This window comes from Bacillus capparidis, from assembly GCF_017832095.1.
GTDB lineage: Bacteria > Bacillota > Bacilli > Bacillales > Bacillaceae > Bacillus > Bacillus gobiensis.
In genome coordinates, this window is record NZ_JAFDST010000002.1 from 1241014 (window position 1) to 1266210 (window position 25197).

The window sequence follows — 25197 nt, forward strand, 5'->3', positions numbered from 1 at the left end:
ATTTCTAGGCAATGATAACTTTCCTGCTTAACTAAAATACCATATTGAATCGATGCTTATATTACTCGTTACAAAAATGTAATAGGAATGTATAAATGACGTTACAAACTTTATGGGTTATATTACCAAAAGAGGGGAGAGTAAGAAGAAAATAAAACGCATCAGCTGTAGTCAGCCAACACGCTTTGGAAGTGGCTCGGGACGGAATCGAACCGCCGACACACGGATTTTCAGTCCGTTGCTCTACCAACTGAGCTACCGAGCCGTACACTATGTAATTGCTGTTTATCCTTCGTCAAAATCTACAGTACCTATCTTTAGAAGGCTGTCGTGGGCAGCCCCCTAAAGACAAGTGAGGATTAAAAGATAAAGCAATGACCCGTACGGGATTCGAACCCGTGTTACCGCCGTGAAAGGGCGGTGTCTTAACCGCTTGACCAACGGGCCTTCATTTAACGAAAAAATGGTGAGCCATGAAGGACTCGAACCTTCGACCCTCTGATTAAAAGTCAGATGCTCTACCGACTGAGCTAATGGCTCTTGCTATATAACACTCTTTGGATACTAGATAATTACGACGTCTCCATCTCGGGAAGCAATCCTAGAAGCAGCTCAATGGATACTTGCTTTGAAGACTGAGTTAAAAGAGCTTCATCCAAAAATATAAATCTCGTAAACAACAACGAGATTTATATTATCACAGAATGATAAAGTGAGGCAATATCTTTTTTCACTTAAACTAAATATTCTTCAAAAAAGGGGGCATGAGCGCAGGAGCTTCCTATTTATTTTTTGCTGTTTCACTGGTAGTTATAAGCTTATGAACTGATTCTCTATACACCTTAAAGCCTTTATTTTTATAAAATTTTTTGGCTTCACCATTTTGGGTCCAATAGTCAAGCTTCACCTCAGAAGCACCATGCTCAACCGCTATCTGATCGATCTTTTCTAATAGCATTGAGCCGCAGCCCTTATTTCGATAGGAATCAAGCACACCAATTTGATGGACATAAATAGATGTATAGGCCTTTTTAAAAGGGTTTTTTGGGGATTTTTTTATTTCAATCCAGGCATAGCCAAATGGTTTTTCTTCTTCAATAAGGAGAAAGAGGTGCTCCGGCTTTTGGATAATCCTGTTAAAAAAGTCTTTGATGTCGTCGAAACAATAAGGATTAAAGTTTTCTGGAGATAATGTATGATGAAGCTCTTGTACTGGCTGGTTGAGCCGGGCGATGATATCGGCATCTTGAGTTAAAGTAATCTTCATTTTGGATAATCCTCTCCATTTTTTCTTTATTATACAAGATAGAGATATTTTATCCGCCCGTTTTCAGAATATATCCTCCCATGGCACCAATTTTTCTGCTTATATACCCGCCCTACGCGTCTTCATGCAAAAAAACCCTCTGCACACTGGCAGAGGATTTTCGATCACTATATTAGCTTAAACGGTAAACACTGCGGACGACGTTCGTTTGTGAACGGTCAGGTCCAACAGAGAAAATTGAAAGAGGGATACCAGTAAGCTGGGAAATGCGCTCCAAATAATGTCTGGCATTTGGCGGGAGCTCTCCTAGCGTTTTTACTCCGGTAATATCTTCTGTCCAGCCTGGCAATTCTTCATAAACCGGCTCACATTCTGCAAGAACCTTTAAGCTTGCAGGGAATTCTTCAATAATTTCCCCTTTGTACTTGTAGGCAACGCAGATTTTAAGCGTTTCAATTCCGGACAACACATCAACTAAGTTTAATGATAAGTCGGTTATTCCGCTTACTCGTCTCGCATGACGGACTACGACGCTATCAAACCAGCCTACACGGCGCGGTCTTCCTGTCGTTGTTCCGTATTCGCGGCCGACTTCGCGAATTCGATCGCCAATTTCATCATGCAATTCAGTTGGAAACGGTCCGTCTCCTACACGAGTCGTATACGCCTTCGAAATTCCAACTACATGCTGAATTTTTGATGGGCCGACTCCGGATCCGATCGTTACACCACCTGCAACCGGATTGGAAGAAGTAACAAATGGATATGTTCCTTGATCGATATCAAGCATAACGCCTTGTGCACCTTCAAATAATACGCGGCGACCATCATCAAGGGCGTCGTTCAAAACGACAGATGTATCGACGACATATTGCTTGAATTGCTGTCCGTACTCATAATACTCGTCTAATATATCTTCTATGTTAAAGCCTTCGGTCTCATACATTTTTTCCAGCAAACGGTTTTTCTCTTCGAGGTTACGTGCCAATTTTTCTTCAAACGTCTCGCGATCCAAAAGATCCGCAATCCGGATGCCTATTCTGGCCGCTTTATCCATGTATGCAGGTCCGATCCCTTTTTTCGTTGTTCCGATCTTGTTAGCGCCTTTCCGTTCTTCTTCAACCTCATCCAGCTTTAAGTGGTAAGGCAGAATCACATGGGCCCTATTGCTGATTCTCAGGTTATCAGTACTGATATTCCGCTCATGAAGGTATGTAAGCTCCTGCACTAATGCTTTCGGGTCTACAACCATTCCGTTTCCGATCACACAAATTTTATCCTTATAAAAAATGCCGGATGGAATTAAATGAAGCTTATACGTTTCACCGTCAAATTTTATCGTATGGCCAGCATTGTTTCCACCTTGATAGCGTGCAATGACTTCTGCATTTTCTGAGAGGAAATCTGTAATTTTTCCTTTTCCTTCGTCTCCCCATTGCGTACCTACTACTACAACTGATGACATCTTTCGTCCACCTCCGTACCCTTTCCAAAACGATATCATTTCAAACACATTCATTTTATCAATCCAAACAAAGAAAGTCAAATCAAAATCCGAACATTATTTTTACATATAAGTCTTTTTGTTCGTTAATAGAACTGTTTTTGTTAGATAAATTTACAGACTAGCAGGATAAAGTTTACCAGTATAATAGATATATAGATGATAGAAAGGAATCGTTGAACATGCCAATTATCGAACAAAAAATATGGATCAACGCTCCGATTGAAATTTGCTTTGACAGCGCCAGGAACGTTGGCATTCACACGAAAACCCTTCAAACAACAAAAGAAAAGGCGATTGCAGGAGTAACCAATGGATTGATGGGAGAAGGAGACACTGTCACATGGGAAGCTGTTCATTTCGGTATCCGCCAAAGGCTTACTGCAAAAATCACCAGAATGGAAAAACCTCATTATTTTACGGATATGATGGTCAAAGGTGCTTTTTCTTCCTTCACACATCACCATTTATTCAATCAGCATGCCGGGGGCACCATGATAACCGATATCTTTGAATATAAGTCGCCGTTTGGTTTACTCGGCGTGCTTGCAGATAAGCTGTTTTTAGAAAAATACATGAGAAGGCTGCTATTCGATCGGGCAATTTCTCTGAAAAAGATTGCAGAAAACGATGATGAAAAATAGCTAAAAAGCCTTTTCCTAAGAAAAAGCTTTTTGGCTATGCGCCTGGTGGAACACCCGCATCGTCAAAGCGGCGTTCCAGATTGACGAATTTGTTGTATTCTTTGACGAAAGCGAGAGATACAGTTCCTACAGGGCCGTTACGCTGTTTTGCAATAATAATCTCTATGATGTTTTTATTCTCTGTTTCTTTATCATAGTAATCATCACGATATAAAAACGCTACGATGTCGGCATCCTGTTCAATACTTCCTGATTCCCTGATGTCAGACATCATGGGGCGCTTGTCCTGCCGCTGCTCGACTCCACGGGAAAGCTGGGATAACGCAATGACCGGTACCTCGAGTTCTCTTGCCAATGATTTAAGTGCACGTGAGATCTCAGACACCTCTTGCTGGCGATTATCCTTCGACCTCCCGCTCCCTTGAATGAGCTGAAGATAGTCGATCAGTATCATGCCAAGGCCGTTTTCCTGCTTTAGCCGTCTGCACTTGGCCCGGATTTCACTGACTCGAATTCCAGGTGTATCGTCAATATAAATTCCGCTGTTGGAAAGGCTCCCCATCGCCATCGTAAGCTTGCCCCAATCCTCTTCGGTTAAATTACCTGTTCGTAAATTCTGCGCATTAATATTCCCTTCTGCGCAAAGCATACGCATAACAAGCTGTTCAGCACCCATCTCAAGACTGAAGATCGCGACACTTTCATCTGTCTTTGTCGCCACGTTTTGGGCGATGTTCAACGCAAAAGCCGTTTTCCCGACAGAAGGACGCGCTGCGACGATAATGAGATCATTCCGCTGAAAGCCCGCTGTCATCCTGTCAAGCTCAAAAAATCCAGTAGGAATACCAGTAATATCGCCTTTTCGGTTATGCAGCTGTTCGATGTTATCATAGGTTTTGACTAGGACATCTTTTATATTTTGGAAGGCGCTCGTATTTTTTCTTTGGGCCACTTCCATAATCGTTTTCTCTGCGTCATTGAGCAGATCCTCGACTTCATCTTCTCTCGTATATCCATCCTGTGCAATCGTTGTGGCGGTACGGATTAATCGCCTGAGGATCGATTTTTCCTCCACAATTTTTGCATAATATTCGATGTTAGCAGCAGTTGGCACAGAATTTGCTATATCTGTTAAATAAGAAATTCCGCCAACTTCCTCAAGCAATTCGGTGTTGGCCAGTTCTGACGTTACCGTTACAAGATCGACCGGCTCTCCCCGATCTCCGAGAAGCAGCATAGCATTATATATTTTCTGATGAGACATTCGATAAAAATCTTCAGGTATGAGTACTTCAGACGCGAGTGTTAAAGCGGATGGCTCTAAAAAGATCGCCCCAAGCACCGCTTGCTCTGCCTCTATATTTTGCGGAGGCAGCCGGTCCGCTATCAGTTCGTTCATGCAAGGCACCATCCTCTCTAAAAACATGTCAACTTATATTTTACCATGTGAAATGAAAAAAAATAGACCTAAGAGAAACCCAGATTTTTCTTTATTGGCAATCAAGCTTTACTCACAGTGATTCAATGTTTATTTAAAAAATTAATTTTATGCTTGTCTTGTGTTCAATTCTAATAATCGTTTTCTTCGAATATATTATTATACTGAAAAACTTTTTACAACGTGCTAAATCCATATACGTTTTAACAACATTTCAGCATTAGAATACACTTAAAAAGAGACTAAAACTTTCCCGCTTGCAACTTTACTTAAGAAGCGGGAGCAATAAACGATGCGATGGGTGGTCAGCAAATGGATCATCTTCTTAAAGGATTATTAGGTTCATGGATTCAAGCGATCGGAACAGTTCTTTCTGCTATCGGGAGTACACCGCTGCAAGGAGTCGATGAGGAATTTTTGAATAACCTTAACCTTGGGGAAATGTTCTTCAGGCAACCGGGAATGCCCTGATGGCAGACGCTCAAGAAACGATTTCATTAGATAAAATTGGAAATGAAATTCAGGCAATTGGAAATACCACAGTCATTGCTGGAATGGTGATTGAATTTGATGAAGACACAAAGCAGGTATTAATCATTAAAGGAAATTTTCTTCAAGCCTTAGGCGGGGGAGTATCCCTTTCAGATGAATTGGATGGCAGAAAAACACTTGATAAAGTATTCGGTATTACCGGAAACATTTTGCAAATCATAGGTAATTCATTACAAGCATGGGGAGGCATTTACGAGCTTAAAGAAGAAGATGAACAGTCATTAGAAGTGAACGGCAGCTGGATTCAAGCTGTGGGAGCAGTGCTTTCAGCAATAGGTCAAACAAAAGAAGATAGCAAAGAAATATCAAAAACTTAAAGGCTTTTCCTTTTTTCACTGTTCGAATTCTGATTGGTATTATTTGTATTTACGGAGTGAATAATACTACTTACAAAAGTACTAAGGAGAAGCTGAAATGAACTTAATACTTGTTGTCATTGTAATCCTTAGTACCTTGGTGAAAGGAGATTGGAGAAACTGGGAGAAATACTATCCGACAATGCTGTACACAGCTTTAGCGACGTTTCTTTATGAATTTATCTCGCATAGCCATTATCATTTATGGGAGCTTAGAAAAGATTCAATGTTTAATCTTATGAATGTTCATTTTGTTCACAATCTAATTATCAATCCTTTGATCACTTTGGTGTATTTATCGAATTTCCCAAGTAAACGCAGACAGTAAATCATATACATCTTAAAATGGATCCTTATTTTTTTATTGATCGAATGGATTGGTAATCAGTATGGTATGTTAATTTATCACAATGGCTGGCATTTCGGGTGGTCCGCTTTATTTGTTGTTATTATGTTTCCTATGGTACGGCTTCATCATGTACATAAGCTTTGGGCTCTTCTCCTTTCTGTTCTTTTTGCCTTGTTTTACTTAATATGGTTTGATTACATATAGCGACAACATAATAAAAGCCAGCATTTCTGCTGGCTTCTTTACTAAACCTAATTTTCTTCAGCTACATGAACCTTAAGAGTGGCTTGGACTTCATGATGAAGCTTTACTGGCACATTTGTGTATCCTAATGAACGGATCGCATCGTTTAATTCGATTTTCCGTTTATCCAGTTTGATCCCGCTTGCCTTTTTGAGCTGATCAGCAATTTGTTTGCTCGTAATTGATCCAAACAATTTTCCGCCTTCTCCGGATTTTGCGGAAAGCTCAACTGTCAAGTTTTCAAGTGTATTCTTTAATTGCTTGGCATTCTCCAGCTCTTGCGCCGCTTCTTTTTTCTCTTTATTTTTTTGGCCTTCCAGCGCATTGATATTTGATGTATTGGCTTCAACTGCGTAGCCATTTTTTATTAAAAAGTTTTGTGCATATCCATCTGCCACATTTTTAATGTCGCCTTTTTTTCCTTTTCCTTTTACGTCTTTCAAGAAAATCACTTTCATCTTTCAATGCCTCCCTCAAAGTACTCATCGATTGATTCTTTTAACTTATCTAAAGCTTCCCCTATCGTTATTCCAGGAAGCTGGGTGGCTGCATTTGTCAAATGGCCGCCGCCCTGAAGAGCTTCCATAATAATTTGAACATTGATATTTCCCAGTGACCGTGCACTGATGCATACCGTATTGTCGTCCCGTTTTGCTACGGCAAAGGATGCCTCTACGCCATTCATCGAAAGCAGAGAATCAGCTGCCTGCGCAATAATCACCTGATCAAAATAGTCTAACGTATCTTCAGGCAAAGATGCAATTGCTAAGCTTTCCTTATATAACGATGTATGCTGGATAAGCTTCGCGCGTTTAATATAATGGTCAACGTCCTCTTTTAACATCTTTTGCACCAGCACTGTATCTGCCCCTTTTGATTTCAAATAGGAGGCGGCGTCAAAGGTACGAGAGCCAGTTCTTAATGAAAAGCTTTTCGTATCTACGATAATTCCTGCCAACAATACTGTTGCTTCGATCATGCTGATTTTGAGCCGCTTCGGCTGATATTCCAAAAGCTCTGTCACTAGCTCTGCCGTTGAAGAGGCATAAGGTTCCATATAGACAAGCAACGGGTCTTTAATGAACTCCTCGCCTCTTCTATGGTGATCGATGACAACTACTTTATCTAATCTGCTGAGCAGCCTTTCCTCCAATACCAAGGAAGGTCTATGAGTATCGACCACAACTAACAACGTTTCATTCGTTGAAATATCCATCGCCTTTTCCGGGGAAATAAAATGGGACCACAGGTCTTCATATTGTTTAATTTCATTTATGAGACGAGACACACTGGTGCCGATCTCGTCAACATCAATGACAATGTATCCTTCTTTTCCATTCGCCTGTGCAACTTTTACAATACCGATTGCTGCGCCAATGGAATCCATATCCGGAAATGTATGCCCCATCACGATCACTTGTTCACTTTCTGTAACAATTTCCTTTAACGCATGGGAAATGACGCGTGCACGAACCCTCGTCCTTTTTTCCATAGGATTGGTTTTGCCGCCATAAAACTTTGCTTTGCCATTCGGCAGTTTGATTGCTACTTGATCTCCGCCTCTTCCAAGAGCCAGATCAAGACTGGATTGAGCTAAATCGCCTAATTCGCTGAGTGATGAGACGGAAGCGCCTACACCGATACTTAACGTTAAAGAAATATTGTGATGGGTTGTTTTTTCCCGTATTTCATCTAAGATTGAAAACTTGGAATGTTCTAGTTCAGAAAGAATGTTTTCATTCAATACACCTAAAAATCGTTCTGACGAAATACGTTTAATAAATATGCCGTAGCGCTGAGCCCAATTGTTTAGAAGCGACGTCACTTCACTATTAATGGTACTGCGGGTTTGATCATCCAACCCCTGTGTTATATCGTCATAATTGTCTAAGAAAATATAGGAAATAACTGTCCTTTCGTCTTCATACTGCTTTTCAATCTCTACTTGCTCTGTTACATCAAAAAAGTAAATCAGCCGTTCATCTCTTTTAATCATGATTTCATATAAACGGTCATTTATTGAGATGGTTTCCGCTTCAACCTCTTGATTAATTATCGAAATAAGATGTTCTGAGGTATCTGAAAGAGATCGTCCAACCAATGAATCCTCCTGAAAACAGGATGCCAAATACGGATTAGCCCATTCTATGTAATGATTATCGTTATAAAGCATGATCCCGATCGGCATCTCCATTAACGCTTCTTCGCCAACCTTTTTTAAGCGGTATGACAAAGTGCTAATATATTCTTCCAGTTCCGTACGAACCTTATAATCCGCACGCAGAAGAAAATATAGAATAGCTCCAAGGATCAAAATGCCAAACAATCCAATCAGCCAATTATAAAAGAAAAGGAACAAGACCGCGATGATTGTTAAAGCAATCAGGGCATAAATTGGATAACGAAATAATGGTTTCTTATAAAAGCTTGGCATTTTTTATCAACTCCTCACCTTCGTGAGCCCTCTTTCCTGACTACATTTTTTTTAATTTTTCTCTCATAGTAAAGCCTATGTCAGCAATGCCTACAATTTTCACAACATACATAATAAAAGGATTAGCAAAACATAAAATAACCGCAATTATCGGCACAGCCTTTGGAATGTTTTTCATATAACAGTAGAAAAACACAAAAGATAAGCCTTGGATCATTAAAAGTGTGCCAAGGATGATTTCTGCATTGATTTGAACTGAATATAAAAAGTCTCCCCGTTCTAAAGGAAAGAAATAAAGAAAAATCGCTACTAAATAGTACCAAATGATACTTTTAGGAAGCTTCCATTCCCTAAAGGGTTTTAAAGGAGGTGTACCTGATGCAAATCGCTTTAAAAAAGGCTTTGCAATAAAATGGGTAATAAATGAACTGACAACAGCTGACCCAGCAAACACAGTCGGCAGTAAATATGGCAACAGCTGCATCTGTTCTTTCATGACCTTGATTTGTGCTTCTGCTTGCTCTTGATTGCCCACAGCTCCCATAAGGCTTTGAGATGCTTTAAAGGCCTCATTCATCGTTTCGTTATAAAAAGAAATAGGGTCGAATTGAAAAAATAAGATTCCTGCTGCATAGGAAATGACAATACTTATAACGTATGCAATTGCACCGGAAGCAATTGCATAGGCCGTTTCTTTTCTTTTGTAGTAAAATCCCATCGTTACGCCTGCAATAATAAACGGTATCACTATAAGCGACTGCAATTGACCGACGATCAGCAGAACAGGCAAGCTGGCAACAGCCATCCATATCCCCTGCTTCACCCCATGTCTGATCGTATGTATGATGGAAGGGAGTGGAATGGCAAATATTAAGATCATACTTATGACAGGAAGATAAATTGAAGCCAGTGTCAAAACAGCCAAAAGAGCAATCATTATAGCTCCTTCAACTAACGCATTCGTTTTTCTCAGGGAAAACACCTCTCGTCAGACTTGCGATTCGATCTAAAAGCATGAAACAACGAATGTATACATAGTTTCTATTTTAGCACATCACGAAATTGGAAGTAAAACTAGGAAGAGGTTTATTACTTACCAGAAAACTGGTATGTTTCACGTGGAACACCTTTTTTGTTGATATCAGGTGTATCTCCATGTAAGCTAAAGAGAAGAAGTTTGATTTTTAATACAAGTTCCACCATAAAGGAGGAAGCTTATGTCTTTAAAATCTATGCTAAAAAAAGCTCTAAGTGATCCCAAAGTGCAGAAATCCATAAAAGAAAAAGTGATCCCTACGCTGAAAAAAGAATATGAAAAACGTAAAGGGAAGAAATAAAATACACTCTGAGATATCGACAATAAATCAACCTAACTTTTCAATATATAGTGATATAACAATTAATCGTTATACATGTCCCTCTTCCCAAATATAAAAGCAGCCAGGAACCCTGTCCCGGCTGCTTTTATTATACAGCTTACTCTCCAGTTACGTATGGAAGTAAAGCCATTTGACGTGCGCGTTTGATCGCTGCTGTCAATTTACGTTGGTATTTCGCATTTGTACCAGTTACACGGCGAGGTAAGATTTTACCACGCTCTGACACAAACTTTCTAAGAAGATCTACATCTTTATAGTCGATATGCGTAATTCCGTTTGAAGTGAAATAACACACTTTACGGCGTTTCGCACGACCACCTCTGCGTCCTCCTGCCATGTCATTCCCCTCCTTTCTTCAGTTCTTTTTTAGAACGGCAAATCGTCATCTGAAATATCTATCGGCTTTCCGTCATTGGCGAATGGGTCATCGTTAAAGTTCGAATTACCCTGCCTGCGGTTTTGCTGATTTTGCTGATTAAATTGATTTGAATCGTTCTGGTCTCCGCCGAAGTATTGTCCCTGGCTGCCGCCACTGTTGTATCCACCAGAACCGCTGTTTTTCGGTTCAAGAAATTGAACACTTTCAGCATTCACTTCTGTAACAAATACACGCTGTCCCTGCTGATTTTCATAATTTCTAGTCTGGAGACGGCCGTCAACACCAGCAAGATTTCCCTTTTTAAGAAAATTTGCAACGTTTTCAGCTTGTCTTCTCCAGGTCACGCAATTGATAAAATCGGCTTCTCGTTCCCCCTGCTGATTTGTAAACGCACGGTTTACAGCAAGAGTAAAGGTAGCAACAGCTGCTCCGCTTGGCGTGTAGCGCAACTCTGGGTCTTTTGTCAGTCTTCCGACTAATACAACTCGGTTAAGCATAAGAAAGAGACCACCTTTTTGCTTTATTCAAGCATATATTTCAATTATTCTTCTTCTTTAACAACAATATGGCGAATGATGTCATCACTGATCTTAGCTAAGCGATCAAATTCTTGAACGGCTGCAGCATCAGCTTGAACGTTAACGATTTGGTAAAAACCCTCGCGGAAATCATTGATTTCATATGCAAGACGGCGTTTTCCCCAATCTTTTGTTCCAGTGATCTCCGCCCCGTTAGTAGTCAAAACTGTAGAAAAACGCTCAATAACTGCTTTTTTTGACTCATCATCAACGTTTGGACGGATAATGTACATAACTTCGTACTTTTTCATCTGTTAGCACCTCCTTTTGGACTAAACGGCCCACAAATGGGCAAGGAGCAATAATTCTATTACTCACAAGTTTACATTATAACAAGATTGCCGTCTATTATCAAGACTCTTATACATTGAAACGGAAATGAATGACATCGCCGTCTTTTACGATGTAGTCTTTTCCTTCAAGCCGCACCTTGCCTGCTTCTTTCGCTAAACTATGGCTTCCTGCTTGAAGAAGGTCATCATACGATACCGTTTCCGCGCGAATAAATCCTCTCTCAAAATCAGTATGAATGATTCCGGCACATTCTGGAGCCTTCATGCCTTTAATAAATGTCCATGCCCTTACTTCCTGTTCTCCGGCAGTGAAATAAGTAGCCAGGCCAAGAAGAGAATAGGATGCTTTTATAAGCTGGTCTAGTCCGGATTCTTCAATTTCCAGCTCTTCCAGGAACATTTCTTTTTCTTCCCCTTCAAGCTCAGCGATTTCCGATTCTATTTTTGCACAGACAACAATAACCTCCGCGCCTTCAGCAGTAGCATATTCCCTTACTTTTTGCACATATTCATTTCCTGAAGGATCTGCAACCTCGTCTTCGCTGACGTTTGCTACGTACAATACTGGCTTAGACGTTAGTAAGTGCAAATGTTTCACAATCTTCTGTTGATCTTCGGTGAACTCAACAGAACGTGCGGGCTTGTCTGATTCAAAAGTCTCTTTCAGCTTCGTTAAGACTTCGAATTCAGCTACTGCTTCTTTATCTTTCTGCTTTGCCATTTTGCTGACACGTCCAATTCTTTTTTCCACGCTTTCAAGATCAGCAAGAATCAGCTCAAGATTAATCGTTTCAATGTCTGAGATTGGATCAACCTTTCCGGATACGTGAGTGATATTCTCATCTTGAAAGCAGCGAACGACATGGCAAATCGCGTCAACCTGCCGGATATGAGACAGAAACTTGTTACCAAGTCCCTCACCTTTTGAAGCACCTTTCACTATTCCTGCAATATCCGTGAATTCAAAAGCGGTTGGCACCGTTTTTTTCGGTTTAACAAGCTCTGTAAGCTTGTTTAAGCGGGTATCGGGTACTTCAACAATCCCAACGTTCGGATCAATCGTACAAAACGGGTAATTAGCCGACTCCGCTCCTGCCTGGGTTATTGCATTAAACAACGTCGATTTGCCTACGTTCGGCAAGCCAACAATTCCAGCTGTTAAAGCCATTTCTTCATCTCCTCTATCGTAAAGCATGCGCATGTTTTTGACATTCGAACCTTCACCAATTATAAGGAAGTTGCCGAGAAAAACGCAAGCTTATTAGACACGGAGGATACTGCATTGACAGTCTACTGTACTTCAATAACCGATTGCAAAACTGGAAAACCAAGTTTTTATGAACAAACTATCCTTTTTTAGCCTTGCACTATCTATCAACTGATAATGGTTCGAAGGCGTCATTTAAGTCGTTCGTTCGATTAATCTTTCGTCCTGCAACTGTTCTAAAAATTCATTATGCACTGAGCTTTTCCCGTAAAAATAAATTTCCACCTTTTTTCAATTGAAAAAGCATGAGAACCGGCTATTAATCAGAAACAGGCTCTTCATGCTTTACTAAAATTTTCTTCATTTTTCTTGAGAATTCCCTTCTAGGAATCATCACACTGTGTCCGCATCCTTCACACTTAATGCGAATGTCCATGCCCATTCGGATGATTTTCCAACGGTTCGTTCCGCAGGGATGAGGTTTTTTCATTTCAACCACATCGTTAAGGTCGAAGTCTTTATCCGCCATCCATTTCACCCTTTCTTTAGTTGTTCCTTTCCACTATTGTACATAATGTTATATTGAAAGGGCAATATCAAGATCAAATCAAAATAAACGAAACTATTATTTTTTTAAAATAATGATTCGTTCCAGAAGAAGGGAATCCCAATTTATCCGGTGCTTTATATTTACGTAAAATATTTTCTATGGCATCAATGGCTGTTTGTAATGCTTCTTCTTTGGTTTTGAAAAATCTTGGTTCTAAGTCAAGCTCTATTAATTCGTCACTCCCAGAATGAAATTCATGAAATTCTTTTAAAAAGTTAGATGGGAGATCGGGCCAATTTAATTCATCCTGCTCAATTTTGAATGAGAAGAATGCTTGTTCCTCACCTGCAATTTCAATTTCAGCAGCAGTTACTCATCGATAACGGAATCTTTATTTCTCCACTTTATAAACGAGACTGCCCGTATCATGTTTGTAAAATTTGTCATTTTATTTAGTTTATAGAGGGGTACCGTCAGGAAAATGCGGTTTCCTGACGGGTACCCCTTGTTGCGTTAATTATCGCGTGGAGCGCGAGGAGATACGGCATTCCCGGAAAAAGATAAGATCTGAAGCAGCACCCAGCGTTCGCCCTGCGCTGCTCGATCAGATCTTATCTTATCTTTACCGCCTGCGCCGGGAAGCATCCAGCCATTCCGGCGTCCAAGCAGGATCTTGATCGTCCATTCTTCTCCCGGGAGGAACGATCCCATCGATGGCGTCCAGCAGATCGGGGCTAAGCGTCAAATCCGCTCCAGCTAAATATTGTCTCAATTGTTCCGGTGTGCGCGGTCCCACAATGATCGAAGTGACAACCGGATGGCTCTGGGCAAACGCTAGAGCCATATGCGCCAGCGTCATCCCCGCCTGATCGGCAACTTGCTTCAGCTCTTCGATGACCGCGAATTTTTGCGCATTTTCCGGCAATTCCGGATCGAGCATGCGAGCGGCAGGCCCCTTTAAAAGCGCCGCCCGCGACCCGCTGTCGGCCGCCCGACTGAACGCATACTTGCCCGTCAGCAGCCCGCCGGCCAGCGGGCTGTAAGTCAACAAAGCGAGATCGTGGCGCCGAGCGACTTCGGCAATATCCATCTCGATGCTTCGGTTAAGAATTGAGTACGGAGATTGCTCGCTGACAAACCGCTGCAAGTGGCGACGCTCGCTCGCCGCCTGCGCCTCTGCCAGCTGCCAGGCTTGATGATTGGAAGTGCCGATATGATGTATCTTGCCTTCTTGCACCAGATCGCTCAGCACGCCCAGAATTTCTTCGAAAGCAACGTCCCCGACTGGGCGATGCAGCTGATAAAGATCGATATAATCCGTTTGCAGCCGCTGCAAGCTTTGTTCGACCGCTTGCCGAACCCAGCGGCGGGAAGCGCCTTGATTTCGCTCGCCATTCGGCTCCGCCCAGAATTTCGTTGCCAGAGTAACCTCGTCCCGTCTGCCCTTGATCGCCTCGCCGATGATTCTCTCCGATTCTCCGTCCCCATAACGGTTGGAAGTATCGATCAGATTGATGCCGGCGTCCAGCGCCTTGTGAATGATTCGGATCCCCTCTTCTTTGCTGGCAAGCGATCCAAAAACGCCCCCCCAAGGGCATATTGACTCACCCTAACGCCCGTGCGCGCTAAATCTCGATATTGCATGAATATCCATCTCCTTTTTAATGAACACGTGTTGATATGCTTTATGTTATCCATTATAATTAGGCCAATCGTTCGGAACAATCAACAATGCAGGTGAACTGTTCAATAAAGAACACAAAAGAAATATTGTCCATTACGTTTGGCTATCGAAAGGAGTAAGGATGATGGAGAGAAGTACGGATCTGCGGGCGGTTCGGAGCCGCAAGCTCATCGAGCAGGCGCTGACAGACATCCTGAGCAATCAGGGGACCAAGGAGTTAACCGTTAAAAATCTGTCGCAAAAAGCCGGCATTAACCGCGGCACCTTTTATTTGCATTACAAAGATATTTTCGACCTGATCGAGCAAACGGAGTGGATGCGGGGCTTGCTGGAAATATTCGAGCCCATTCGGCTGAGCGATCTGATGAAGCATTCGGATGAGAAATCGCCATTCCCGGCTATTGCTGATGCCTTTCGATATTTGCACCGTCATGCTTCTTTTTTCAAGGCCGTCTTTCATCCCTCCGCCCCTGTCGAATTGAGAGAGCGGCTGCAGTATCTGGTCGGAACCCGTTTGTACGAAAGTCTGAAGCAGGAACAGCCCGGTTCGAGTTGGTCCGTTCAGCCCGCCGGTTATATCATCGCTTATCTGGGCTCCGGGCAGTTCGGGTTGATCCAGCATTGGTTCATGACCGGTCGAACGCTTCCCTCTGACGAAATTGCCTTGATGCTGACTCGGTTTATCCGTAATTCTCCCTGTCTTTCCCATCATTTTAGCGGAAACTGACAATACGTAAAGGACCGGGCAACCCCCGCCCGGTCCTTTATCTTTTACGCTAGACACACACGGACACTTATTCCCTAATAGACAAAAAGATTACTTATTTTCTAATATCAAATCACTCTCAAAACCATGCCTCGTTATCTCCACCTATACTCTACTATCAGCACAAAGACAAATAAAGCATAAAAAAAGACGAAAATGGATATAATGTAAACAACCATTCATACTCAAAAACACTCCAAAGCAATACTGTTAGTACTAAGACAAGGAAGTGAAACTATGATTCGTAAAGGCGGACTTTTCTCTTCAGAACAACCAAAAACGTATGTTTCTCATGAAGAAGCTCTTGCTTCCAAAAAAATCCATCGTATTCTATCTTCTTTTTTGGAAAATGTACAAAAGAATAGATCCATCGTTGTTCTCTGCATTGGCACAGATCGGTCTACCGGCGATTCATTCGGCCCGCTTGTCGGTACTCAGCTGTATTCTATGCGTCTTCGTCATTTTTCTGTTTACGGAACACTTTCAGATCCTGTCCATGCCGTAAACATGCAGGAAAAAATAGAAGAAATCCACCTTTCTCATAATGATCCTTTTATTATTGCAGTGGATGCTTGTCTCGGCCGTGTAAAAAATGTAGGATCCTATCAACTCGGAAAAGGACCTTTAAAGCCAGGCGCAGGCGTTCAAAAAGAATTACCAGAGGTTGGGGATGTTCATATTAATGGCATCGTAAATGTGAGCGGTTTTATGGAGTATTTTGTTCTGCAAAATACGAGGCTTCACCTTGTCGTCAGTATGGCAGATATCCTTGCCGAAAGCATTTATCAATTAGAGAGATCGGCATTTAAACAAGAAAGATTCATTCCTTTCCAAAATATATCGTTCCAGCAATATGTCGACCCCAAAAAACAGTAAAGAAAAAACCATCACAATTGGATGGTTACTCACGACTTATTCTCTTGCAGCAATTCCAATATTCGCTCCAGATCTTCATTCGAAAAGAATTCGATTTCTATTTTGCCTTTTTTCTTTTGCTTTTTAATCGTTACAGGCGTTCCAAAGTATTCTTGAAGATATGATTCTCGTTCTTTCATTGCAGGCTCTTTAGGCGGAATTTTTTTCTTTGTTTCACGTGAAACATTTGAATTTAACTGTTGAATTAACTGTTCTACCTGTCTAACATTCAATTCCTCAGATAATATTTTTTTAATCAAAGGCTTCAATTTATTTTTGTTTTTCAATCCAAGGATCGTTCTTCCGTGGCCCATAGAAAGAGTTCCGTCTGCAATGAGCTCTTGAACATCTTCTGGAAGTGTCAGCAATCTTAAGTGATTAGCTATATGCGGTCTGCTTTTTCCAAGCTTTTTGGCCAGCTGTTCTTGGGTAACTTGTAAATGGCTGAGTAATGCTTCATAGGCTTTGGCTTCTTCAAGAGGTGATAGATCCTCCCGTTGAAGATTTTCAAGCAAAGCAATTTCCATCATTAATGATTCAGATACTTCCCTGACAATCGCAGGAATCGTAGATAGACCTGCTAAGCTTGCAGCGCGAAATCGACGCTCGCCGGCAATAATCTCAAATCCTTTAATCGTTTTTCTGACGATAATTGGCTGAATGATTCCGTGCTGCATGATAGATTCTTTTAAATCATGCAATGCCTCTTCTTCAAAAATTTTTCGAGGCTGATAAGGATTAGGACGTAAATCCTTAAGCTTTAGCTCTTCTACGTTTTCTTCAGACAAATCGACATTTGTAAACAGCGCATTAATTCCTTTTCCAAGACCTTTAGCCATTCGCAGCCACTTCCTTCGCTAAGTCTAGGTAAACCTCCGCTCCTCTTGAACGAGGATCATACAAAATTATGGGCTGTCCATGACTTGGTGCTTCGCTAAGCCGGACATTGCGAGGAATAATAGTTGAATAAACCTTTTCCCGAAAGTATTTTTTTACTTCTTCTATTACTTGTATACCCAAATTTGTTCTTGCATCAAGCATAGTAAGCAGAACACCTTCAATCATTAACTCTGTGTTTAAATGCTTTTGCACAAGCCGGACGGTATTTAACAGCTGGCTGAGCCCTTCAAGTGCATAGAACTCGCATTGAACAGGGATAACAACTGAATCTGAAGCAGTTAAAGCATTGATTGTCAACAGGCCAAGGGATGGAGGACAATCGATAATCATATAATCATAGTTTTGTTTCACATTTTCCAATGCCCTTTTCAAGCGAACCTCTCGAGAAATGGTTGGGACTAATTCGATTTCTGCTCCGGCAAGCTGAATCGTCGCAGGAATGACATCCAGATTTTCTACGGATGTCGGGCGAATCACATCTATGACATTTGTATCGTCTACTAGAATATCGTATATGCAATGATCTACATCAGCTTTTTCCACTCCGATGCCGCTTGTTGCATTTCCTTGGGGATCAATGTCTACGAGTAGAACTTTTTTTCCTATGTATGCTAAGCAAGCCCCAAGGTTGACTGAAGTTGTTGTTTTTCCAACTCCCCCTTTTTGGTTTGTCACAGCAATAATTTTTCCCAAGATGTCACCTACTTTCACATATGAGCAAGTTTCTTTCATTTCTCTATTTTATCAAAAAAAAAGATGAAAAAGTTTTATTTTTTCATTTATTGTTCGACTCGTTTAGAGAAATTTCTGTGATTTAAGCGATTTTTGCCATTCGACCATTTGAAATTGTATCTTTTTATTTTCAATTTTTCCGCACCAAATTTGTCCCTTCCTCTTTTTCAGTTTTTTTCGATTGCGTTTTTTTACTAATTACCTTTATATCCCTTTTACTGTTTTTTAGTTATTGTTATTCTTATATAATTTCTTCTGAAGACAGAGCACCAGAGGATGAGATGATATCAGTATCGATATTACTGGCCAAAAAAACAGCATTGATTCAGCGGGAACCAATTCGCTTATGATTCGTAAACGTATTATAGCTTCTATCATAAACCGATCATTTCGGCAAAAAAGAGGATGAAAGAATTTTTTCCGTTATTATCCTATTTTCGCACTTGTTTTCATCGCCATTTTGTTTTTGTTTTAGAATAAAGTTACTTTGCAAATAATTGGAGAGGATTTCTATGAGAGACAGGAAACATGTTGAAAGAAAAAATAGTATGATATCAACGATTTCAATCATTATTCCATTTGCATTAATATTGTTAATAGTTAACTTTTTCACTGGATTCATACCTTTAAAAATTCAAGGGCTGCCAATGATTATGCCATTTTACTTTTGTCCAATAGGAGCACTTCTTGGATTTATATTGTATCGAAAATACAAAGATAAGCCATCTTTAGTGGGAATTGTATGTAATATCGTATTGTATTTCTTCCCAATACTCTTTAATATCATCGCCGTTTCTCTTTATGGAGTATAAATCACTGATACTTTGTCAAAAAAAATAAAATTAAGAGTATACAAAGATGGGTCTTAGGTTGAAATCATAAATTGATAAAAAAACAGCTCATCTCTTTTCTCAGAATTGATTGAAAATTTAAAAATAAATATACCAACCAAAATTAGGATATTATATAATGATTTTACAAGGAATTTTTTTCTTATCTGTGCTCCTATTAAGGTGAAGGAAGGTCGCTAATATGCTGAATGCAATGTTTCTTATTCTCATTGTTTTCCCTATCACATCTGCACTTCTTGGAGTTATCGGTTTTTTGATTGCGAAAAAAATTTGGATCGCACCCCTTCTTGTTCTGATTTTAACCATTCTTTTTCTGTATGTGATGGCAAATGGGGATAGCAGCTTTTTTATATGGATCGGCATCTTTCCTTTAATATCTTTAATAACAAGTACAGCAACTTGGTATACTGTGAAAAGTTAAAAAGTACGTGTAGATACATATAATGCTTAGTCTGATCCAACACAGTTATCTTAGTAATCTTACATCTCTTTTGAATTCTTGATATTCACGTTTCGAATATTCACCTTGAAGATGAAAAATATGTACTTCTAATTGCTCTATTTTAGATGAAAGATAAGGATGGATTTCAGTTGTGTTTGCTTTTTCATAAAGGCAATTCAAATAAAAAATCAATAGGGAAGCGATAAAATCCTCGTTTGTTTCTACTATCGCATCTATCATTTGTGAAATATATTCAAATGCTTCCGCACTGTTTTTACGATTAATCAGTTTATCAAATGAGTGGGCGAGATAAAATTCATTTTTATTGGTTTTTTCAATCCAATTGTCTAAAATACTCTCAATCTCTTTGTGTATACACATGCCACCTCTAATCTTCAGTAATTAAAAAGAAAAGCTCTCCATATCAGCTGGAGAGCTTTACTTCTTCGGAATTCGAATCGTTAACTGGATATACTCTTCGAATTCTTCTTCTTCCGTATTTAATTTTACTCCGCTGTCTTCAACCATAGATAACGACTGCCGAATTGTATTCATGGCAATACGCGTGTCTCTGCTAAATGCTTTTCTTCTTGGCTTTGGCTTCCGCTTGTCCTGTTCAAGCATCTTCACGACACGGTCCTCGGTTTGCTTGACATTCAGATTTTTTTCGACCATTTCTTCCAAAAGCTTTAGCTGCAGCTCAGGAGCTTTTAATGGAATAAGAGCACGTGCATGGCGCTCGGTTATTTTCTTTTGAAGAATTGCTTGCTGGACTTCTTCCGGAAGCTTTAAGAGCCTCAGCTTATTAGCAACAGTCGACTGTCCTTTTCCCAGCCGCTGGGCAAGTGCTTCCTGCGTCAAATCATGAAGTTCCAAAAGCTTAGCATACGCATGTGCTTCTTCAATTGATGATAATTCCTCACGCTGCAAATTTTCTATTAGCGCAACGGAAGCTGTCTCTGTATCGCTAAAATTCTTAACAATGGCGGAAATTTTATCCCAGCCAAGTGATTTCACAGCCCGCCAGCGTCTTTCACCAGCGATAATCTCGTAGGTTGACTGGTCTTCTGTCTTACGAACGACAATCGGCTGGATAATGCCATGGGTATGAATAGTTGTAGCCAGTTCGTTTATCTTTTCGTCCGAAAAAATGGTGCGGGGCTGAAAACGATTCGGAACAATGGCATCGACTTCTATTTCTTGTATTTCTTCTTTATTTGTTTCTTCTGCAAACAACTCCGCTTCCTCTTCTTCTTTCTCACCAATTCCAAAGAGACGAGAGAATGAATGCTTCATGAACCAACGCCACCTTTCGAAACTCCCATTTACTAATTCTATTTTCTCATGTTTTTTCCTTCCGTAAAGTCTTGAATTTTGCAGAATAAACGGATTTCAAGGCGAAAAGGAGAACTAGCTTTCAATCGGTAATTTCCCGGGCAATCCAGGCTTTCTAGGATATTTTTTCGGTGTTTCCTTTACTTTACTAATGACAATAATCGTCCGTTCGCTTTCTTCAATCGGAAGACGGAAGGAGTGAGTGTCTTGTTGTTTCCCTCCAAGGAGCGAGATTGCTTTTTTGCTGACAGCGAGCTCCTCTTTAGCCGAAGCGGCTTTTAAAGCCATAAATATTCCGCCTTTTTTGGTGAGTGGCAAACAAAGCTCACTAAGGACAGAAAGACGGGCAACCGCACGTGCGGTAACCAAATCGTAGCTTTCACGGTGGTTTTTGTTTTGGCCAAACGTTTCGGCGCGATCATGATAAAAAGCAGTATGAGTGAGCCCGAGGGCCGAAGAAAGCTCTTCTAAAAAAGTAATTCGTTTTTTTAACGAATCGACAATGCTTACCTCGAGATGAGGAAAGCAGATTTTAAGCGGAATGCTTGGAAACCCGGCTCCAGCGCCCACATCACATACGCTTTTAACCTTATTAAAGTCAAAATAAAAGGCTGCGGTGATCGAATCGAAAAAATGTTTAAGGTATACGTCTTCTTTGTCAGTGATGCTTGTCAGGTTCATCTTTTCATTCCATTCAACAAGCAAGCTGTAATAATCGTCAAACTGTTCCAGCTGACGGGGAGAAAGAGAAATCCCCTTCTCTTCGAGGCTGGAGGAAAACTGATCGATTTTCATGCGGACATCCTTTCTATTCTGCTACCTTCGCTATTCTTCCTTGCTCAAGATAGACGAGCAAAATGGATACATCTGCAGGGTTCACTCCGGAAATGCGTGAAGCTTGGGCAACAGAAAGCGGTCTAACCTCTTTCAGCTTCTGTCTGGCCTCTGTGGCAATCCCGCGGATGGCGTCATAATCCAATCGATCCGGTATCTTTTTGTTTTCCATTTTCTTCAGCTTCTCAACCTGCTGCAGTGATTTTTCGATATAGCCTTCATATTTGATTTGAATTTCTACCTGCTCTTTTACATCTTCTCTAAGGTTTTGATCCCCCGGAGCAAGCTTCGTGACTGTTTCGTAAGTCATTTCCGGACGTTTCAATAAGTCTGATGCCCGAATTCCATCCTTCAGCTCGCTTCCTCCGAGTGAGCGGATGTATTCTTGATTTTCAGCAGATGGTTTAATGATTGTTGATAGCAGCCGCTTTTTCTCTTCTTCGATCGCGGCTTTTTTCTCTAAAAATTTATTATATCTTTCATCAGAAATTAAGCCAATCCGATGACCGATTTCCGTTAGGCGCAAATCAGCATTGTCATGACGCAATAGCAATCGATATTCTGCACGTGAGGTTAGCAGCCGGTATGGCTCATTCGTCCCCTTTGTCACAAGATCATCGATTAATACGCCGATATAAGCTTCAGAACGACTTAGAATCACTTCATCCTTGCCGAGCGCTTTTCTGGCCGCATTGATACCGGCCATAATTCCTTGTCCAGCTGCTTCCTCATACCCTGATGTTCCGTTGATTTGACCGGCAGTAAAGAGATAAGGGATTTTTTTCGTTTCCAGCGTCGGCCAAAGCTGAGTCGGTACAATTGCATCGTATTCAATCGCATAGCCGGCGCGCATTAGCTGTGCTTTTTCAAGACCCGGAATAGTGGAAAGCATTTTTTGTTGAACGTCTTCAGGAAGGCTGGTTGACAATCCTTGAACATATACTTCCTTCGTATTTCTTCCTTCCGGCTCAAGGAATATTTGGTGCCTTGGCTTATCGTTGAATCGTACCACCTTATCTTCAATCGAAGGGCAGTATCTTGGCCCTGTTCCTTTAATCATTCCTGAATACATCGGTGAACGATGCAAATTGTCATCAATGATTTCATGAGTTTCCGGACTAGTATATGTGAGCCAGCATGGAAGCTGGTCCGTAATATACTCGACAGTTTCATATGAAAAAGCGCGTGGAACGTCATCCCCCGGCTGTATTTCTGTTTTGCTGTAATCAATGCTGTGGCTGTTTACCCTTGGTGGGGTCCCTGTTTTAAAACGAACTAGGTCAAATCCAAGCTCCTCCAAATGTTCAGACAGCTTAATAGAAGGCTGCTGGTTATTCGGACCGCTTGAATAAGAAAGATCGCCAAGAATGATTTTCCCTCTTAGGAAGGTTCCAGTCGTAAGAACAACAGAGGCTGAGCGGTAGATTGCTCCGGTTTGCGTAATAACACCGCGGCATTCTCCGTCTTCAATGAGCAGACGATCAACCATTCCTTGAAGGAGGGTTAGATTAGGCTCATTTTCCATTGTTGCTTTCATTTCATGCTGATATTGAAATTTATCAGCTTGTGCTCGAAGTGCGCGCACAGCTGGTCCTTTACCTGTATTTAAAAGACGCATTTGGATGTGCGTTTTATCAATATTTTTTGCCATTTCTCCGCCTAATGCATCGATTTCACGGACGACAATCCCTTTAGCGGGACCGCCGACGGAAGGGTTGCAAGGCATAAATGCAATCATATCCAAATTAATCGTCAAAACAAGGGTTTTTGCCCCTTGCCTTGCTGAAGCGAGGGCTGCTTCAACGCCGGCATGTCCGGCGCCCACGACAATGACGTCAAAATTGCCTGCTTCATAGGACATACGAATTCCTCCTTTTTTTATTTTCCTAAACAAAACTGTGAAAACAGTTGGTCAATTAAGCTTTCGTGCACGGTGTCGCCAATGATTTCCCCCAGCAGCTCCCAGCACCTGGTTAAATCGATTTGAACGATATCAATCGGTACATCCTGGTCAATTCCATTTAATGCATCGTTGATCGCCGATTTTGCTTCCTGAAGAACCGAAATGTGCCTGGAGTTGCTGACATACGTTAAGTCCTTTGCTTCAATCCCTCCAGAAAAAAATAACGACTGAATCGCGGATTCCAATTCATCGATTCCTTTTTCCTTCAATAATGAGGTGGTAACGACAGGGCGGTTTTCAGCCAGATCTCGGACACGGTCCATATCCAGCACCTGCGAAAGATCCGTTTTGTTGACGATCACAATCCTGTCCATTCCTTTAGTCGCTTCAAACAGCTTGATATCTTCATCAGATAATGGCTCGTTGTAATTTAAGACAAGCATAATCAAATCCGCTTCCTTCAGCACCTGTCTTGACCGTTCAACGCCGATTCGTTCGACAATGTCTTCAGTCTCACGAATTCCGGCGGTATCAACAAGACGAAGAGGCACACCCCGGACATTGACATACTCTTCAATCACATCTCTCGTCGTACCGGGTACATCTGTAACTATCGCTTTCGTTTCATGGACAAGGCTGTTCAAAAGAGATGACTTTCCGACATTCGGTCTCCCGATGATCACTGTAGAAAGACCTTCTCGAAGAATTTTTCCTTGTGACGAGGTTTGAAGGAGGCCTTCAATTTCATTGCGGACAAAGGCTGCTTTCTCTACTAAAATTCGATGAGTCATTTCCTCCACATCGTCATATTCCGGATAATCAATATTTACTTCAATATGGGCAAGAGTTTCTAAAAGCTGCTGCCTCAACTGTGTAATGAGCTTGGAGAGCTTCCCCTCCATTTGCCCCATTGCCACGTTCATGGCGCGGTCTGTTTTCGCGCGAATTAAATCCATGACGGCTTCCGCTTGAGACAGATCGATCCGCCCGTTTAAAAATGCACGCTTCGTAAATTCCCCTGGTTCCGCCAGCCTTGCTCCGTTTTTAAGAGCTTGCTGAAGAACTTTATTGACAGTCACAATTCCGCCGTGACAATTGATTTCAACGACATCTTCCCGTGTAAAAGTTCTCGGGGCTTTTAATACTGAAACCATGACTTCCTCAATCGTTTCATTCGTTTCCGTGTCGACAATATGTCCGTAATGAATGGTATGGGAATCCACGGAGCTAAGTTTTTTTTCTCCGGGTCCTTTGTAAATATAGTCTGCGATCGGTAATGCTTCCGGTCCGCTTAGCCTTACTATAGCAATTGCACCTTCACCCATCGGTGTCGATATGGCAGCAATCGTATCCGCTTCAGCCACTTTCATTCACCTCTTTTTTGTCATTCTATCTATATAAAAAAAATTGATTTTTTGGTCAATCAACACTTAAAGATACCATAAATGTGTTTCTGTTTCAAATTATCCACAGGAGGGAACCTTTTAAAAATCTGCACTTCTACCACTTTAACTTATCCACATGTGAATAACAATATTTTTTACGCTCCATTTCTTTTATCAACAGCTTACACCTAAAAAGCGAAAATTTAAACGGATCTGATTCAATCATACCGGGAAAAATTATAATTACTCTCAGTGAAATGCTTTTTTCTCTATAAAA

At 41.1% G+C, this 25197-nt stretch carries 25 protein-coding genes, 3 tRNA genes and 1 pseudogene; 7 read left to right on the forward strand and 22 right to left on the reverse strand.

Annotation, left to right across the window (positions count from 1 at the left end):
- Positions 1-192: 192 nt before the first annotated feature.
- The 5 genes from JOC74_RS13300 to JOC74_RS13320 all read right to left on the reverse strand — a co-directional run bounded on the left by JOC74_RS13300 (position 193) and on the right by JOC74_RS13320 (position 2732).
- A tRNA-Phe gene (locus JOC74_RS13300) sits at positions 193-265 on the reverse strand.
- Between the two features lie 110 nt (positions 266-375).
- A tRNA-Glu gene (locus JOC74_RS13305) sits at positions 376-447 on the reverse strand.
- 17 nt (positions 448-464) lie between these two features.
- Positions 465-540: transfer RNA gene (locus tag JOC74_RS13310), tRNA-Lys, on the reverse strand.
- Positions 541-781: 241 nt separating this feature from the next.
- A complete protein-coding gene (locus JOC74_RS13315) occupies positions 782-1267 on the reverse strand; it encodes a GNAT family N-acetyltransferase (RefSeq protein ID WP_053605014.1) in 486 nt (161 codons plus the stop codon).
- 172 nt (positions 1268-1439) lie between these two features.
- Positions 1440-2732 carry an adenylosuccinate synthase gene (locus JOC74_RS13320; RefSeq protein WP_053605015.1) on the reverse strand — a complete coding sequence of 431 codons (1293 nt, stop codon included), beginning with the start codon at positions 2730-2732 and terminating at the stop codon, positions 1440-1442.
- Positions 2733-2953: 221 nt separating this feature from the next.
- Between JOC74_RS13320 and JOC74_RS13325 the strand changes: the two genes are divergently transcribed.
- Positions 2954-3415 (forward strand): SRPBCC family protein, encoded by a 462-nt coding sequence (locus JOC74_RS13325; protein WP_053605016.1) that lies wholly within the window; start codon positions 2954-2956, stop codon positions 3413-3415.
- Between the two features lie 34 nt (positions 3416-3449).
- Here the strand turns inward: JOC74_RS13325 and dnaB are convergent, their stop codons facing one another.
- Positions 3450-4814, reverse strand: coding sequence for a replicative DNA helicase (dnaB, locus tag JOC74_RS13330; protein ID WP_053605017.1), 1365 nt, complete (start codon positions 4812-4814; stop codon positions 3450-3452).
- Between the two features lie 351 nt (positions 4815-5165).
- Between dnaB and JOC74_RS13335 the strand changes: the two are divergent.
- Positions 5166-5722: pseudogene (locus tag JOC74_RS13335) on the forward strand (DUF6944 family repetitive protein).
- Positions 5723-5819: 97 nt separating this feature from the next.
- Positions 5820-6089, forward strand: coding sequence for a hypothetical protein (locus tag JOC74_RS23560; protein ID WP_225970267.1), 270 nt, complete (start codon positions 5820-5822; stop codon positions 6087-6089).
- A 272-nt stretch (positions 6090-6361) separates the two neighbouring features.
- Here JOC74_RS23560 and rplI read toward each other — a convergent pair whose 3' ends face one another.
- The 9 genes from rplI to JOC74_RS13385 all read right to left on the reverse strand — a co-directional run bounded on the left by rplI (position 6362) and on the right by JOC74_RS13385 (position 14773).
- Positions 6362-6811: a 50S ribosomal protein L9 gene (rplI, locus tag JOC74_RS13345; protein ID WP_053605018.1), complete on the reverse strand. Its 450-nt coding sequence runs from the start codon at positions 6809-6811 to the stop codon at positions 6362-6364.
- A complete protein-coding gene (locus JOC74_RS13350) occupies positions 6808-8787 on the reverse strand; it encodes a DHH family phosphoesterase (RefSeq protein WP_053605019.1) in 1980 nt (659 codons plus the stop codon). Before JOC74_RS13350 ends, rplI begins: the two co-directional genes overlap by 4 nt.
- Positions 8788-8827: 40 nt before the next feature.
- A complete protein-coding gene (locus JOC74_RS13355) occupies positions 8828-9724 on the reverse strand; it encodes a YybS family protein (protein ID WP_053605020.1) in 897 nt (298 codons plus the stop codon).
- 539 nt (positions 9725-10263) lie between these two features.
- On the reverse strand, positions 10264-10503 hold the full coding sequence (gene rpsR, locus JOC74_RS13360) for a 30S ribosomal protein S18 (RefSeq protein ID WP_010332656.1): 240 nt from the start codon (positions 10501-10503) through the stop codon (positions 10264-10266).
- 29 nt (positions 10504-10532) lie between these two features.
- On the reverse strand, positions 10533-11042 hold the full coding sequence (gene ssbA / locus JOC74_RS13365) for a single-stranded DNA-binding protein SsbA (RefSeq protein ID WP_053605021.1): 510 nt from the start codon (positions 11040-11042) through the stop codon (positions 10533-10535).
- 44 nt (positions 11043-11086) lie between these two features.
- Positions 11087-11374 carry a 30S ribosomal protein S6 gene (gene rpsF / locus JOC74_RS13370; protein WP_053605022.1) on the reverse strand — a complete coding sequence of 96 codons (288 nt, stop codon included), beginning with the start codon at positions 11372-11374 and terminating at the stop codon, positions 11087-11089.
- Positions 11375-11483: 109 nt separating this feature from the next.
- On the reverse strand, positions 11484-12584 hold the full coding sequence (ychF, locus tag JOC74_RS13375; RefSeq protein WP_053605023.1) for a redox-regulated ATPase YchF: 1101 nt from the start codon (positions 12582-12584) through the stop codon (positions 11484-11486).
- A gap of 358 nt (positions 12585-12942) precedes the next feature.
- Positions 12943-13152 carry a DUF951 domain-containing protein gene (locus JOC74_RS13380; protein ID WP_053605024.1) on the reverse strand — a complete coding sequence of 70 codons (210 nt, stop codon included), beginning with the start codon at positions 13150-13152 and terminating at the stop codon, positions 12943-12945.
- 643 nt (positions 13153-13795) lie between these two features.
- The gene (locus JOC74_RS13385; protein ID WP_225970406.1) at positions 13796-14773 is read right to left on the reverse strand and encodes an aldo/keto reductase; all 978 of its coding nucleotides are present in this window, start codon (positions 14771-14773) and stop codon (positions 13796-13798) included.
- 208 nt (positions 14774-14981) lie between these two features.
- On the opposite strand from JOC74_RS13385, the gene JOC74_RS13390 reads away from it, so the two are divergent.
- Together JOC74_RS13390 and yyaC are read left to right on the forward strand one after the other, a co-directional pair.
- Positions 14982-15584, forward strand: coding sequence for a TetR/AcrR family transcriptional regulator (locus tag JOC74_RS13390; protein ID WP_053605025.1), 603 nt, complete (start codon positions 14982-14984; stop codon positions 15582-15584).
- Positions 15585-15860: 276 nt separating this feature from the next.
- Positions 15861-16499 (forward strand): spore protease YyaC, encoded by a 639-nt coding sequence (gene yyaC, locus JOC74_RS13395; protein ID WP_053605026.1) that lies wholly within the window; start codon positions 15861-15863, stop codon positions 16497-16499.
- A gap of 29 nt (positions 16500-16528) precedes the next feature.
- On the opposite strand, the gene JOC74_RS13400 is transcribed toward yyaC, so the two are convergent.
- Positions 16529-17377, reverse strand: coding sequence for a ParB/RepB/Spo0J family partition protein (locus tag JOC74_RS13400; RefSeq protein WP_053605027.1), 849 nt, complete (start codon positions 17375-17377; stop codon positions 16529-16531).
- The gene (locus JOC74_RS13405; protein ID WP_053605028.1) at positions 17370-18131 is read right to left on the reverse strand and encodes a ParA family protein; all 762 of its coding nucleotides are present in this window, start codon (positions 18129-18131) and stop codon (positions 17370-17372) included. The genes JOC74_RS13400 and JOC74_RS13405 overlap by 8 nt, the downstream gene beginning before the upstream one ends.
- A 551-nt stretch (positions 18132-18682) precedes the next feature.
- Between JOC74_RS13405 and JOC74_RS13410 the strand changes: the two genes are divergently transcribed.
- Positions 18683-18982, forward strand: a complete 300-nt coding sequence (locus tag JOC74_RS13410; RefSeq protein WP_053605029.1) for a YnaG family membrane protein — start codon at positions 18683-18685, stop codon at positions 18980-18982.
- A 220-nt stretch (positions 18983-19202) separates the two neighbouring features.
- Positions 19203-19442 (forward strand): DUF2651 family protein, encoded by a 240-nt coding sequence (locus JOC74_RS13415; protein ID WP_053605030.1) that lies wholly within the window; start codon positions 19203-19205, stop codon positions 19440-19442.
- Between the two features lie 45 nt (positions 19443-19487).
- Here JOC74_RS13415 and JOC74_RS13420 read toward each other — a convergent pair whose 3' ends face one another.
- The 5 genes from JOC74_RS13420 to mnmE all read right to left on the reverse strand — a co-directional run bounded on the left by JOC74_RS13420 (position 19488) and on the right by mnmE (position 24905).
- Positions 19488-19844: a hypothetical protein gene (locus tag JOC74_RS13420; protein WP_053605031.1), complete on the reverse strand. Its 357-nt coding sequence runs from the start codon at positions 19842-19844 to the stop codon at positions 19488-19490.
- A 57-nt stretch (positions 19845-19901) separates the two neighbouring features.
- On the reverse strand, positions 19902-20759 hold the full coding sequence (gene noc, locus JOC74_RS13425; RefSeq protein ID WP_053605032.1) for a nucleoid occlusion protein: 858 nt from the start codon (positions 20757-20759) through the stop codon (positions 19902-19904).
- Positions 20760-20873: 114 nt separating this feature from the next.
- Positions 20874-21593, reverse strand: a complete 720-nt coding sequence (gene rsmG / locus JOC74_RS13430) for a 16S rRNA (guanine(527)-N(7))-methyltransferase RsmG (protein WP_053605033.1) — start codon at positions 21591-21593, stop codon at positions 20874-20876.
- Between the two features lie 13 nt (positions 21594-21606).
- Positions 21607-23493, reverse strand: coding sequence for a tRNA uridine-5-carboxymethylaminomethyl(34) synthesis enzyme MnmG (mnmG, locus tag JOC74_RS13435; RefSeq protein WP_053605034.1), 1887 nt, complete (start codon positions 23491-23493; stop codon positions 21607-21609).
- A 17-nt stretch (positions 23494-23510) separates the two neighbouring features.
- The gene (gene mnmE / locus JOC74_RS13440; RefSeq protein WP_053605035.1) at positions 23511-24905 is read right to left on the reverse strand and encodes a tRNA uridine-5-carboxymethylaminomethyl(34) synthesis GTPase MnmE; all 1395 of its coding nucleotides are present in this window, start codon (positions 24903-24905) and stop codon (positions 23511-23513) included.
- Positions 24906-25197 lie beyond the last annotated feature (292 nt).